This window comes from Deinococcus aerolatus, from assembly GCF_014647055.1.
In the GTDB taxonomy this organism is placed as follows: Bacteria; Deinococcota; Deinococci; order Deinococcales; family Deinococcaceae; genus Deinococcus; species Deinococcus aerolatus.
On the sequence record NZ_BMOL01000011.1, the window covers coordinates 21,485 to 34,369 of the forward strand.

The 12,885-nt window shown below is 67.3% G+C and carries 14 protein-coding genes; 3 read left to right on the plus strand and 11 right to left on the minus strand.

Annotated features, from left to right (window positions below; translation table 11 throughout):
• Window positions 1-118 precede the first annotated feature (118 nt).
• Window positions 119-334 carry a hypothetical protein gene (locus tag IEY31_RS11980; RefSeq protein WP_188972277.1) on the plus strand — a complete coding sequence of 72 codons (216 nt, stop codon included), beginning with the start codon at window positions 119-121 and terminating at the stop codon, window positions 332-334.
• Window positions 335-469: 135 nt separating this feature from the next.
• On the opposite strand, the gene IEY31_RS11985 is transcribed toward IEY31_RS11980, so the two are convergent.
• From IEY31_RS11985 to IEY31_RS11995, 3 genes are read right to left on the minus strand one after another with little or no spacing between them, the layout of a single operon-like run.
• Window positions 470-1,816, minus strand: coding sequence for a DUF2254 domain-containing protein (locus tag IEY31_RS11985; RefSeq protein WP_188972279.1), 1,347 nt, complete (start codon window positions 1,814-1,816; stop codon window positions 470-472).
• Window positions 1,813-2,799 carry a mechanosensitive ion channel family protein gene (locus tag IEY31_RS11990; RefSeq protein ID WP_188972281.1) on the minus strand — a complete coding sequence of 329 codons (987 nt, stop codon included), beginning with the start codon at window positions 2,797-2,799 and terminating at the stop codon, window positions 1,813-1,815. Before IEY31_RS11990 ends, IEY31_RS11985 begins: the two co-directional genes overlap by 4 nt.
• A 50-nt stretch (window positions 2,800-2,849) precedes the next feature.
• The gene (locus IEY31_RS11995; RefSeq protein WP_188972283.1) at window positions 2,850-3,401 is read right to left on the minus strand and encodes a DUF421 domain-containing protein; all 552 of its coding nucleotides are present in this window, start codon (window positions 3,399-3,401) and stop codon (window positions 2,850-2,852) included.
• Between the two features lie 120 nt (window positions 3,402-3,521).
• On the opposite strand from IEY31_RS11995, the gene IEY31_RS12000 reads away from it, so the two are divergent.
• A complete protein-coding gene (locus IEY31_RS12000) occupies window positions 3,522-5,942 on the plus strand; it encodes a glutamine--tRNA ligase/YqeY domain fusion protein (RefSeq protein WP_188972285.1) in 2,421 nt (806 codons plus the stop codon).
• A 57-nt stretch (window positions 5,943-5,999) separates the two neighbouring features.
• On the opposite strand, the gene IEY31_RS12005 is transcribed toward IEY31_RS12000, so the two are convergent.
• Window positions 6,000-7,457 (minus strand): tetratricopeptide repeat protein, encoded by a 1,458-nt coding sequence (locus tag IEY31_RS12005; protein WP_188972287.1) that lies wholly within the window; start codon window positions 7,455-7,457, stop codon window positions 6,000-6,002.
• A 500-nt stretch (window positions 7,458-7,957) separates the two neighbouring features.
• Between IEY31_RS12005 and ftsH the strand changes: the two genes are divergently transcribed.
• Entirely contained in the window at window positions 7,958-9,772 is a 1,815-nt protein-coding gene (gene ftsH / locus IEY31_RS12010) for an ATP-dependent zinc metalloprotease FtsH (RefSeq protein ID WP_373289158.1), read from the plus strand.
• A gap of 54 nt (window positions 9,773-9,826) precedes the next feature.
• Here ftsH and IEY31_RS12015 read toward each other — a convergent pair whose 3' ends face one another.
• From IEY31_RS12015 to IEY31_RS12045, 7 genes are read right to left on the minus strand one after another with little or no spacing between them, the layout of a single operon-like run.
• The gene (locus tag IEY31_RS12015; RefSeq protein WP_229723553.1) at window positions 9,827-10,345 is read right to left on the minus strand and encodes a DinB family protein; all 519 of its coding nucleotides are present in this window, start codon (window positions 10,343-10,345) and stop codon (window positions 9,827-9,829) included.
• The gene (locus IEY31_RS12020; RefSeq protein ID WP_188972291.1) at window positions 10,342-10,863 is read right to left on the minus strand and encodes a DinB family protein; all 522 of its coding nucleotides are present in this window, start codon (window positions 10,861-10,863) and stop codon (window positions 10,342-10,344) included. The genes IEY31_RS12015 and IEY31_RS12020 overlap by 4 nt, the downstream gene beginning before the upstream one ends.
• A gap of 49 nt (window positions 10,864-10,912) precedes the next feature.
• The gene (locus tag IEY31_RS12025; protein WP_188972293.1) at window positions 10,913-11,422 is read right to left on the minus strand and encodes a DinB family protein; all 510 of its coding nucleotides are present in this window, start codon (window positions 11,420-11,422) and stop codon (window positions 10,913-10,915) included.
• Window positions 11,423-11,443: 21 nt separating this feature from the next.
• A complete protein-coding gene (locus tag IEY31_RS12030; protein ID WP_188972295.1) occupies window positions 11,444-11,734 on the minus strand; it encodes a DUF1905 domain-containing protein in 291 nt (96 codons plus the stop codon).
• Window positions 11,735-11,752: 18 nt separating this feature from the next.
• A complete protein-coding gene (locus tag IEY31_RS12035; RefSeq protein WP_188972297.1) occupies window positions 11,753-11,935 on the minus strand; it encodes a hypothetical protein in 183 nt (60 codons plus the stop codon).
• A 9-nt stretch (window positions 11,936-11,944) separates the two neighbouring features.
• On the minus strand, window positions 11,945-12,358 hold the full coding sequence (locus tag IEY31_RS12040; RefSeq protein ID WP_188972298.1) for a DUF3224 domain-containing protein: 414 nt from the start codon (window positions 12,356-12,358) through the stop codon (window positions 11,945-11,947).
• Window positions 12,355-12,870, minus strand: coding sequence for a DinB family protein (locus IEY31_RS12045; RefSeq protein WP_188972300.1), 516 nt, complete (start codon window positions 12,868-12,870; stop codon window positions 12,355-12,357). Before IEY31_RS12045 ends, IEY31_RS12040 begins: the two co-directional genes overlap by 4 nt.
• Window positions 12,871-12,885 lie beyond the last annotated feature (15 nt).

Below are 12,885 nucleotides of genomic sequence, written 5' to 3' on the forward strand. Positions count from 1 at the left end.
ATCTCTGCTGAACCACGCCGGGACGCCCTTTCACGATTTACTGGAAAAACCTCCATCCAGCGCTGAGATTAGGGGGCAGGCCACCTTTGTACCCCAGGCCCCACGCGACAGTGCCCCTATGAAGACTTCCAACGTGCTGTACATCCTTGGTTACGCCTCGATCCTGCTCTCGGCCAGCAACTTCCTGCGCGGCAAGGCCAAGTCCGGCCACACCCAGGACGTCAAGGAGCGCGACGGCCTGTTCCTGGGCCACTGGGCCCCCACCTTCTTCATTCTGGGCAAGGTGGCCGAGGACCGCGAGAAGGACGGGCGCAGCCTGCTGGACTTCAGCTAAAGCCGTTGGAAACCGGAAACCTGTATGGTTTCCGGCTTAGCTTAAAGGTGCAGCCACGGGAAGGGGTTCTTCCGGTGGCTGCGTCGCGTTTGTGGTGCAAACGTGGGGCGGGTGTGCGTTCTCTTCCGTTTCCGTTCACCTGACCCGATTGCCCTGCGCCTGCTGAACTGCGTGCTGGGCCGCCGCCTTGACCTCGGCGTCCTGACCGTTGGCCAGGGTGTCCAGCAGTTCGCGGTAACGCTTCTCAATGTCGGCCCGGTCTCCCGAGTTCGCGGTGTTGGCCAGGGCGTCCTCGTACACCAGGCGGGCGTGGCGGCGAATCGCGGCGCGGCGCTCGTCGTCTTTTAAGCACGAAGCAGTGGTCCTGAAAACCTCCAGCATCCGCAACATCACGCTGGGGCTGCCCTTGCCGTACTGGCGGATCATGTTGAACATGGTGTTGGTCAGGCCGTCAAAATCAGTGACCGGCACCACCAGCCGCAACTGGTGGTCCTGGTAATACACGCCGTCGGGCCAGCGGCGGTCCTGCAGGCTGCACAGCGCGTCGCCGAAGCGGTCGATCACGTCGATGGCCGTCACCGGATCGTTCACGCCGGGGCTCAGCGCGCGGGCGGCCACCTCGGCCAGCTGGCGCACGCTGTATTCAAGATCCTGCCCCACGGTGCGGCGGTCCCCCAGCGTCAGGGCGTCCATCACGCCGTCCGGCAACCGGGGCACGCCCACCGCGATCACCGAGTTGGGAAACACGTAATCGCCGGGCCGGACGTGCAGCAACAGGGCCACGTTGGCCTCGTCGGCACGCCCCAGCAGCAGGTCGTGGTCCAGCAGTTGCAGGTAGCCGCCGCTGGGGGCGTGCAGCACCTCGCCGCCCTGCCAGAACGCGGGCGGTGGGGCCACCGCCAGGTCACGGTTGGGATCTTCCTTCTGGGTGGCGCTCATCAGTGAGTCGCGCATGTCGTTGCGCAGCAGGTTGGCGACGTGGGTGATGTTGATCGAGCCGGTCACGTGCGCCAGGTAATACACCAGCATGGCGACGCTGGCAATCGCCAGCACCAGTGCGAAGGTCACGTTGTAGTGCGGCACGAAGGGCTGATCCTGGCTGCCGGTCACCGCGCGCAGGGTGTACAGCGAAAAGGCGAAGGTGGCGATGAAGGTGCCCAGCGTGAGCTGGTTGCCCCGGTCCCGCGTGAAGTTGTCCAGCAGGCGCGGGCCCATGGACCCGGCGGCGTAGGACAGCGCGGCGATGGTGATGGAGAAGACCGTGCCTGCCACGCCGATACTGCTGCCCGCGATGGCCGACAGCAGGTTGCGCGACCCGGTCTCGCCGCCGCTGTACACGAAACTCAGACCGTCCGGGACGCCGTAAGCCTCCTCGGTGCTGATGCCCGCCTCGGCCAGGATCAGGGCCAGCGCGGTCATGACGGCCGGAATGAACCAGAATTCCTGGGTGGTCTGGCGCAGGCGCAGGCGGGTGCGTTTCACGGGTGCTGGACCTGGGACCGGGGCTGAGCGTCTGTTGCTTCCCGGTTGCCTTTGCGCTGAAGTTCCAGACGTGACTCGGGGTTGTCCTGACGGGCGGGCCAGCCCTCGCGCTGCTGGGCGCGGTTGCCGTCCGTCGCCTCGGTCTGGTCATGAAACAGCACCTGCTGGGTGGGAAAGGGCAGGTCAAATCCGGCGGCAGGCAGGGCGCCGCGAATCGCCTCCAGCACGCTGTCCTGGGCCTCCACCGCCTCCCGGCGCACCGGCGGGTCGATCCAGAAGCGGACGTCCAGATTCACCGAGAAATCGCCCAGTTCGCGGACCAGCACGCTGGGGGCGGGGTCTTGCAACAGGCCGTCGAGCCCGCCCAGCGTCTTCAGGATCAGGGCGCGGGCCGCCGCGATGTCGTCCCCGTAGCCGATGCCCACCGTGACCGACAGGCGGCGCTGCGGGTAGGCGGTGTTCACGGTGACGCGGTTGGTGTACAGCTCGGAGTTGGGAATGACCACCCGGCGGTTGTCGTAGGTTCGCAGCAGCGTGGCACGCACCTGAATGTCCTCCACCACGCCCTCGTGTTCGCCGGAGACGATCTGATCGCCAATCCGGAAGGGCCGCGTGACTAGAATCAGGATGCCCGCCAGCAGGTTCTGGAAAATGTCCTTGAAGGCAAATCCGATGGCCACTCCGCTGACCCCCAGCGCCCCGAACAGCGAGGCGGCAGTCAGGGTGGGGAAGATTACCGTCAGCGCCACCAGCACGCCCACGGCCAGCACCAGCCACGACACGATGCGTGAGAACACCAGGGCAATGCCCTTGGACTGACCGGCCCGCTGCGACAGGCTGGTCACGGCGTTGCGTGCCAGCCGGGCGAGGCCCATGAACACCAGAAAGACCAGCAGGCCGATCAAAATATTGGGAATGGTGACGACAAAGGTCTGAAGCAGGTTCTGCATCCGCGTCCAGACGGCGCTCAATTCGAGATTCATGCGGCCTCTACCGTACTGTGCGGGCGGTCAGCGGCGTGTGCGGGGCGTATTCATGTCCCTTTGGCTGTTGGCCGGATGGCCGGGCTGATACGTCCGCTGTCCGGCTCCTGCAGCACGCTGATGCGCCCGCCGGATTCCAGCACCGCGAAAGCCACGCCCTCCACGCTGTTGACGCCCGCCTGCCGCAGCTCCTCTTGCAGAATCGCGTCCGAGACGCGGGCGCGGCGCATGGCCTCACGGCGAATCTGGCCGCGCTCCACCAGCACCACCGGGCCGTTGTCGAAGACCCGCTGGGCCCGCTCCGAGCGGGCGCTGAGACCCGACACCACCGCCTGCAACCCCACCAGCACCAGCAGGCTCAGGCTGCTTTCCACAACGCTCTTGCCCAGAATCGCGCTGGCGACCAGCGACCCGGCGGCGACATTGGTCAGGAAGTCGTAGGAGGTGAAGGTGGCAAAGGTCCGCGCCCCGAAGGTGCGGGCCAGCACGACAATGTACCCGAACAGCAGCGCGGTGCTGAGCATGATCCTCACCACCAGCCGCACGGACCAGCCGTTCTCGGGGGTCATCAAGTTAATCAGGACGTTCCACAGCAGTTCCATACGGCAGTGTGCGGGTTGCGGGGCGCAGAGCCGTGTGACGGGCGTAAGGGCGGGCCTCACGAATGGAAAAACCGTCGGCGGCGTCCTGCGGCCCCGCTGCCACGCGGGTATGCTGGCAGGATGACCGCGTCCGACGCCGACAGACCCCACTCCGCCACGCCTGACGCGCCCACTGCGGCGCGGGTGGCCCCCAACTTCATCACCGAGATCATCGAGCGCGACCTGCAAGGCGGCAAGTACGCGGGCGTCGTGACCCGCTTTCCCCCCGAGCCCAACGGCTACCTGCACCTGGGCCACACCTTCGCGTCGTTTCTGGATTTTCAGACCGCCGTGCAGTTCGGGGGCCGTTATCACCTGCGGCTGGACGACACCAACCCGGAAGGCGAGTCACAGGAGTTCGCCGACGGCATCATGGCCGATCTGCGCTGGATGGGCTGGGACTGGGGTGAGAACCTGTTCTACGCCTCCGACAACTTCGAGCGCTATTACGCCTATGCCGAGCAACTGATCCGCCAGGGCGACGCCTACGTGGACAGCGTGAGCGGGGACGAGATGGCCCGCCTGCGCGGCGACGCCCATACCCCCGGCGCGCCCAGCGCGTACCGGGGGCGGGGGGTGGAGGAAAACCTCGACCTGTTCCGGCGGATGCGGGCCGGGGAGTTCCCGGACGGGGCGCACGTGCTGCGCGGAAAGATCGACCTGGGCAGCGCCAACATGAAGCTGCGCGACCCGGTGCTGTACCGCATCAAGCGCGCGTGGCACTACCGCGCCGGGGACGCGTGGTGCATCTACCCCATGTACGACTTCCAGCACCCGCTGCAGGACGCCATCGAGGGCGTGACCCACAGCATGTGCAGCCTGGAATTCGTGGACAACCGCGCCATCTACGACTGGCTGATGGAGCGCCTTTCGTTCGAGCCGCGCCCCCACCAGTACGAGTTCGGGCGGCGCAGCCTGGAATACACCGTCGTGTCCAAACGCAAGCTGCGCCAGCTGGTCCAGAGCGGCGTGGTCAGCGGCTGGGACGATCCCCGCATGCCCACCCTGCGCGCCCAGCAGCGGCTGGGGGTCACGCCGGACGCGGTGCGGGCCTTCGCCAGCCAGATCGGCGTGAGCCGCACCAACCGCACCGTGGACATCGCCGTGTACGAGAACGCTGTGCGCGATGACCTGAACCACAGGGCTCCCCGCGTGATGGCGGTGCTGGACCCGGTGCGCGTGACGCTGGAGAACCTGGACGCGGCCCGGACCCTGCAGCTGCCCTACTGGCCGCACGACGTCGTGGACGCGTCGCCTGACGGGCAGGTGGCCCTGCCGGGCGGCCAGCGGGTGGTCCCCGCCCAGGCCGTGCGCGAGGTACGCCTGACCAGCGACCTGTTCATCGAGCGTGAGGATTTCAGCGCCGATCCCCCGAAAGGCTACAAGCGCCTGACCCCCGGCGGCACGGTGCGCCTGCGCGGGGCGGGCATCATCCGGGCGGACCGGTTTGACGCCAACGAGGAAGGCCAAGTGACCCACATCCACGCCACGCTGCTTGAGGACGGCGCGAAGGCAGGCGGCGTGATTCACTGGGTCAGTGCTGAAGACGCCATTCCTGCCGAGTTCCGGCTGTATGACCGCCTGTTCCGCGTCGCCAACCCCGAGGGCGAGCACCCCGAGGACATCTTGCCGGATTTCGATCCCGAACAGCCGGGCCATGAGAGCGGGCCGCTGGACACCGGCTTCCTGCGTTACCTGAATCCCGACAGCCTGCGCGTCACGCGCGGCTACGTGGAGGCCAGCGTGGCCAACGATCCGCCGGACACCCGCTACCAGTTCGAGCGGCAGGGTTACTTCTGGCGCGATCCGGTGGACAGCCGGGAGGACGCCCCGGTGTTCGGGCGCATCATCACCCTCAAGGACGCCTGGGGGCAGACGCAGAAGGCCGAAAGTGGCAAGCCGAAGCCGGGAGGCAAGAAGCCGAAGGCCGACGCCACGCCCGCTGGTTCGGGCGGCGTGCAACCCGCCCTGACCCCCGAACAGGAGGCCGAGGTCGCCCGCCTGACCCGGCTGGGGGCCGCCGAGGGCGACGCGCGGACGCTGGCGCGAGATGAGGTTCTGCTGGCTTTCCTGGCCGACGCTGCGCCGGGCGAGACATTCGCGCAGGTGGCGTCGTGGACGGTCAATGATCTGGCGACGGCCCTGCGGAGCGGCTCGGTCAGCGTGGCGGCCGCCGAGCTTGCCCCGCTGGCCGGGTTACTGGCCGCCGGCACCGTGACCTCGCGGGTGGCCCGCGACGTGCTGGCCCGCGCCGCCGCGTCCGGCGAGGCGCCCGCCGCTATTATCGACCGCGAGGGCCTGAGCGCCGGCCTGAGCGACGCGGAACTGGAGCGCATCGTGGCGGGGGTGCTGGAGGGGCATCCCGCCGAGACCGAGGCCTACCGGGGTGGCCGGACCGCGCTGCTGGGCTTTTTCACCGGACAGGTGATGCGCGCCAGCCGGGGCAAAGCCGATCCGGGACGGGTGGCGGACGTGCTCAAGGCGGCCCTGGACGCGGGCTGAGCGCAGGAAAACGCAGGGGGCCGGGGAGAGACTGCCCCGGTTCCCGTTCTGCTCCGGCTAGTTCAGCATCCGGCCATCCTGCTGGCCCAGCAGTGTCTGTGCCCGCGCCAGCAGGTCCTGCAGGGTGCCGTGCCAGTCGTCGCTCTCGGGGGTGTGTTCCAGTGCCTGCTGGGCGTGCGCCACGGCGGCGGCAGGATTGGGAAAGCCCTGCTGGGCCATCACGTCGGCGGCCATCTGGTGCCCGATGATCCAGTCACGGCTGTCGGGGGCGGCCTCGCGCACCACCCGCTCGTAGTGTTCCAGCGCCTCGTCCAGCTGAAAGTAGTCCAGGGCCACGCTGCCCAGCACCAGGCTGGCGGGAATCACCGCGCCCTGCGCCAGCGCCTGCTCGGCGGCCAGCTGCGCCTCGGGCATGCGGCCCAGGCGGTAGTCGCACTCGGCGATGTCGGCCAGGACCTCGGGCTGGTACGGGTAGTGAGGCTCGTTCAGGGCAATTTCCAGCCGGTCACGGGCCTCCACCGGGCGGTCCATGTCCAGCAGGGCCACGCCCAGCTCGTGGTTGGCGTAGGGACGGTCGCCCTCCTCGGCCAGCGTCAGGGCGGCCTCGAACGCCACGATGGCCTTTTCCTGCTGGCCCAGGTGACTCAGGATCTGGCCGCGCAGCAGCGCCACCACGTAGCCCGGCGTGCCGTGCTGGCGTTCCAGCCGGTCTGCCTCGCGGATCATGTCCAGGGCGGCGTCCGGCAGGTCCAGCTGCAGCAGCGCCTGGGCACGCAGGTAGTGCCAGGTGGCGAGGTTCAGGCCCTCGTCCTCGGCCTGCATGGGGTTGATCGCCGCCCGCCTGCCCGAGCCGTACAGTAGCCGCGCGTTGTCCAGCACGGTCTTGGCGTCCTCGGGTCGCCCGTCCTGGATCAGCAGCGCGGCCTGCTCCTGCAGCATCACTGCGCGGTCCAGCCCGGTGGCTAGATGCGCGGCCTCGGCATACAGGTTGATGGCGTCCGCCGTGTGGCCCAGCTGTTCCTGGCAGTCGGCCTGCCACGAGCGCAGCCGCCAGCGCAGGTGTGCGGGCAGTTCGTCTGCGGCGAGGTGCAGGTCCAGGGCCGCCTGCGGCTGCTCGGCCAGGGCCAGGGCGCACAGGGCGTGAAAGCGGGCCACCGGATCGGCTGCCTCGCGCGCGGCCCCGGCAGGGGGAGCCGCTTCCGGGCCGCGCGTGCGGGCGTCAAGTTCGGCCTTCAGGGCCAGATACAGCGGCTCCCCCTCCACCGCCGGGTCCAGCCTGCGCGCCTCCGACAGCGCCGTGCCCAGCTGTTCGGTGGCCGCGTCGCCGTACAGCGCGTGCAGGCTGCCCAGGTACAGGCACAGGCGGGCCGCCGTGGCCTGCCCGCCGCGCGCCGGTTTGCCTCTGGCAGGTATGGCCTCGTCCAGCGCGGCGTCCAGTACGCTGAAGGCCGTCTCGTAGTCGCCCCCGGCCAGGGCCGTGCAAGCCTGTTGCCAGGTGGTGTCCGCATCAATCATTCCCTGCCAGGATAGTCCATCCTTCAGACGGTTGACCGTGGGTGGGGGAGGCGCGCTTCTACGGTCCATGCCCCAGACTCCGCCGCCCTCCCGCCTGCCCCTGTCGCCGTGGCTGCGGCCAGGCAGCGTGGCCGTGCCCGACAGCAGCTTGAAAGTCAGAACGTCGTGTACCGCTTCGAGGCCCCTAGCCCGTGGCTCGGCATTCTGCTGAACGGCCTGCCCATCCCATCATCCTGCTGCTCGGCATCCCTGTCCTTTTCCTGACCGTCATGCTGCCCTGGCTGTTGAGCCGCCGTAGCCCCCAGAGAACCTTTCGGAACGCTAAAGACTGCCCCAAATCACACTTGTAACGCGGGACAAATTCATTCACCTTGAGTCTGGTACACTCAAGTCTATAGAGGGCGAGTTCCGCCCCATTCTTCTCTTTTCCCCCTGGAGGAACGTTCTTGAGGCGGCTTAATCCCTGGCTGATCGTATTATTCGTCCTGGCACTGTTTTTAATGTTTTCTCAGACGCCCAACGGACGGGTCAATGTCAACTACAACGAATTCAAAACCCTGCTCGACCAGGGCAGCGTTTCTCAGGTCGTGGTGCGTGAGAACAACGCCAACGTGGTGCTCAAGGCCCCCACCGACGTCAAGCGGGCCACCAACCCTGGCCAGCAGGCCCAGACCATCAACACCCAGCAGTTTACCGTGCGTCTGCCCAGCGGCTTGGCGGTGCCCGACAGCAGCCTGATTCCCGCGCTGGAAGCGCAGAACGTGGACTACCGCTTCGAGGCGCCCAGCCAGTGGCTCGGCATCCTGCTGAACTTCCTGCCCATTATTCTGCTGATCGGCCTGATGTACTTCTTCTTCATGCGTGCCCAGGGCGGCCAGAACGGCGTGATGCAGTTCGGGCAGAGCAAGGCCAAGAAGTACGGTAAGGAAAACCGCGTGCAGACCAAGTTCACCGACGTGGCCGGGCACGAGGAAGCCAAGAAGGAACTGATCGAGGTCGTGGACTTCCTGAAGAACCCCGGCAAGTACCACCAGATTGGCGCGGAAATCCCCAAGGGCGTGCTGCTGGTTGGCCCTCCCGGTACCGGTAAAACGCTGCTGGCCCGCGCGATTGCCGGGGAGGCGGACGTGCCGTTCTTCTCGGTCAGCGCCTCGGAGTTCATGGAGATGTTCGTGGGCGTCGGCGCCAGCCGTGTGCGCGCCCTGTTCGAGGACGCCCGCAAGAGTGCGCCTGCGATCATGTTCATCGACGAGATCGACTCGATTGGCCGCAAGCGTGGCGCGGGCATCGGCGGCGGTCACGACGAGCGCGAGCAGACCCTCAACCAGATCCTCTCGGAGATGGACGGCTTCGACAAGTCCAGCAACGTGATCGTGCTGGGCGCCACCAACCGCCCCGACGTGCTGGACCCGGCGCTGCTGCGCCCCGGCCGCTTTGACCGTCAGGTGACGATTGACCTGCCTACCATGAAGGAGCGCGAGGCGATCCTTAAGGTCCACCTGCGCAACAAGCCGCTGGCCGAGGGCGTGGACGTGAATGAGGTGGCCCGCAGCACGCCGTACTTCTCGGGAGCGGACCTCAAGAACATCACCAACGAGGCCGCGCTGGAAGCCGCCCGCCTGAGCAAGACCCAGATCGACATGAGCGACTTCTACCGTGCGCTGGACAAGATCACCCTGGGCCTGGAAAACACCTCCCTGAGCGTCAGCCCCGAGGAGAAGAAAGCCATCGCGTACCACGAGGCCGGACACGCCGTGACCGCCGCCGTGATTCCCGGCAGCGACAAGCTCCAAAAGGTCAGCATCATTCCGCGTGGGCGGGCGCTGGGCGCCGCGTTCTACCTGCCTGAAGAGCAGGTGCTGATGAGCAAGGAGCGTCTGGAAAACCAGCTGGTGGTGGCCCTGGGTGGCCGCGCCGCCGAGGAAGTATTTATGGGCAGCGTGACCAGTGGCGCCGCCGACGACTTCCGCAAGGCCACCAACATCGCCCGCAAGATGGTGCTGGAGTGGGGCATGGGCGAGAACTTCAAGAACATGGCCCTGAGCAGCGATTCCGGCCCGGTGTTCCTGGGTGAGGACATGGCCCGCCCCAAGGCCTTCAGCGAGCACACCAGTCAGCTGGTGGACGAGGACGTCAAGCGCATCCTGAACCACGCCTTCGAACGCGCCCGTGATCTGGTGACCGAGTACAAGGCTGCCATGCACGAGGTGGCCGAGGCCCTGCTGACCCAGGAACTGATCACCGGCGACGTGGTGCGCGACGCGGTGGCCAAGATCTCCAGCCCGCAGATGCCGGTGCCACAGACGACGGCGTAACCTTCCCTTTCAACCGAAAGCCCCCGCCGAGTTGCGGGGGTTTTTCGTGCATCTCTACGTTTTGAGGTTTGGCAGATAGAACAGCAGATCCAGCGAGGGGGGCCGGATGCCCTGTGTCCGCAGCAGCGCGGCAATCTGCGCGGTGTGCCGGACCTCATGCAGCGTGACGTGCCACAGCAGTCCGTCAAGTTTGAAGTGTTCTTCGGGCGTGTCCTCTACCACGCGCTCCAGGCCAGCGGCGGTCAGCGTGGACAGGTAGGCGAGGGTGCTTTGTTCCACCGCCCGCCAGTAATCCAGCAGCTCCGAAAGAGGGAATCCGGCGTAGACTGGCCCACTGCCGGCGGCTTTCAGGGCTGGAAACCCTGCCTCGACGGGCGTGTCCTGCAAGATGGTGTAGTGCAGCCAGCCGTCCTCCACGCCTGCGGTGTGGGCGATCAGGTCCTTGATGCTGTGCATCCGGTCCCCGTCCAGCATGGGGCGGGACAATATCTCATCCGGTACGCTTTCCAGCGTGGCCCACAGGTCGCGGCGGGCGCGCACCAGATAGTCGTACAGCTCGGGAATCTCCATCATGCTCTCCAGATGGCCCAGTGTTCGTCCAGCGCGTCCATGTCCGGTGCCGTATGTCCGCCTGCCCGCAGCAGCGCCATGATCTGGCCCCGGTGGTGGCTGTCGTGGACGATGGTGTGCTGCAGAAAGTGGGCGGGGTTGGACTGATAGGCGCCCTCGCTGTAGGGATCATCGAAGGCGCGGTTCTCGTCCAGTGCGGCCTGAACGGCTTTCATGGCCGCCTCGTCCCCGGCGGCAAAGGCGGTGGCCAGCCCATTCGGCGGGCTGTCCTGCCAGCGCCACATGGGGTCACCATCCGCGTCCTTGCGGGTGGGGTCCAGCAGCGGCTCCGTATGGGCGCGCGACAGGTTCCAGAGCCAGCCGACGCGGAAGCGGGCCATGTGCCGCAGGTGTTGCTCGATGGTCCATCCACCCTGACCGTCGGACAGGGCGAAGTCGGCGTCGGTCAGGGCCTTCAGCAGAAAGTCGTTGACGCGCCCGTTGCGGCGGAAGGAGTCGTGGAGCAGGGTCAGTTCAGTCATGGGCGATTCTCCTGTGCGGTGCTGTTGTGGGGCGAGAGGTGGGGGAGGGTCACTTGCGCCAGATGTCCCACTGCTGTTCCAGCCTGTCCAGCCGCTCCGGTGAGCGGCCGCTCTGACGGAGGAGGGCGACGATCTGGCCCCGGTGGTTGGCGTCGTGGACGATCATATACAGCAGAAAATGCGCGGGGTGGGACGCGAAGGTGTCCACGCCCCGTGGGTCGGCGAAGGGTTCACCGCTGTCCACATGGGCCCGGACGGCCTGAAGGGCGGCCTCATCACCGGCGGTCAGCATGGCCCGCAGGGTGGCCCGGTCAGTTGCGTGCCAGCCCCAGATGGACTCCCCACCCGTGAGGGTCAGGGTGGAAGCCGCGTGGGTGGGCGACATCTCCTGCAACCAGCCACCACGCGACGCGCCCATATGACTGAACATCTGCGCGACGGTCATGCCGCCGTGGCTGTCGGAGCGGGCCAGATCGGCGTCGGTCAGTTCGTCCAGCAGGAAAGCATTCACGTGCCCGTTGCGGCGAAACGCTTCGTAGAGCAGGGTTGGATCGGTCATCTCTTCTCCGGTGTGGGGCACTCAGCCCACGGCCAGCCATACGGTGATCTCGTCGGCCTCCTCGATCATCTCGGCCTTCCTGACCGCCAGCTTGACCGGCAGGATGTACAGCCCTTCTTTGGGAAACAGGGATGTTTTCCATTCGGTGTCGCCCACCCTGGCCCTGACCGGGATCATGCCCCAGCCGTAGGTGACGAAGCGGGCAGCCGCCCGGATGGCCTGGGCCTGTGCGGCGGGCACAGTCACGAAATAGTGCGGGGCCGGGCCTTTCCAGTACCAGATGGGGCCACTGAACTCAAGGGTGAGGGGCATGGGACACCAGGGCCAGGGTCATGGCAGGCGCACCCGCAAGGGCAGGGTTTCTTCGGGCGGGTCACAGGGCGTTTGCGGCGGCCCCACCACGCGGCAGCGGGGCGGCTTCAGGCGGCCAGCCGCGTCCGGTTGGGGGCCAGCCGGTGCCGGACGCTGCCGGCAGTCGATCAGGGTGGGGCGCATAGGGCCGGGGGCGGTCATGGCAACCTCTCAGGCGTCGGGAAGCGTGTATTCCAGGACGTAGTGGTGCGCGCCGTCCACGAGGTCCAGCGTCAGCCCACCGCTCAGGCCAGCCAGCCCGCCGCTGCCGGAATCGGGCACCACCCGGTAGGTCAGGGTCTGGTGGCCGCGCTCGCTGGCGCCCGCATGAAAGAAGGCGAAGCGGCCCTGGCGGCCGTCCAGGGTGGCCTGCACCGCCTCGACGGCGACGTACACCGCCGAACCCTCCACAGGGGTCATGAAGGTCAGCATCTCCACCACGCTCTGCCCGCTCAGCTGGCCTTGCCACTGCTTGTCCAGCAGCATGTGCCCGATCTCGGCAAGGGCCTGGGCCGGGGCCTCGGCGCGTGGCCGCACGGTAAAGGTGCCGGTGGCAGTCGCTGCAGCTGGGGCTGTGGGGCTCATGGGACCATGTAGTCGTAGAAGGCGGGCGGCTCGATACCCAGCGCCCGCAGGTACACGTAACCCTGACCCCGGTGGTGAATCTCGTTGTCGACGGCGTAGGCCACGCTCTGCTGCGGCGAAAAGCGCCCCCAGGCCATGTCCTGCGCGGTGGTGAACCACCCGGGCTCCACCCTGGCGAAGGCGGACTCCAGCTGCGGGGTCTGCGCGTCCCAGGCGGCCAGCAGGGCGGCGCGGGTGTTCAGCTCAGAACAGTCGGGGGGATGCCAGCTCCAGTCGTCGGTGGTCAGCCCCTTCAGGTGATAGTCGGTCATGCCCCATAGCTCCAGGGCCAGCTCACCGAAGGTTCGGATGGGCGGCGCGGCGCTGAAGCTGAACAGGTGACTTTCTGGAAACGCCTCAATCACGCGGCGGGTCAGGCGGCGGTGGCCCTGCCAGTGGGCCAGAATATGGGTGGGGGAGACGGAGACGAGCGTCGGGGCGGCCGCTGCTTCAACTACAGGCGTATTCGTCATCTTGACCTCCGCCCC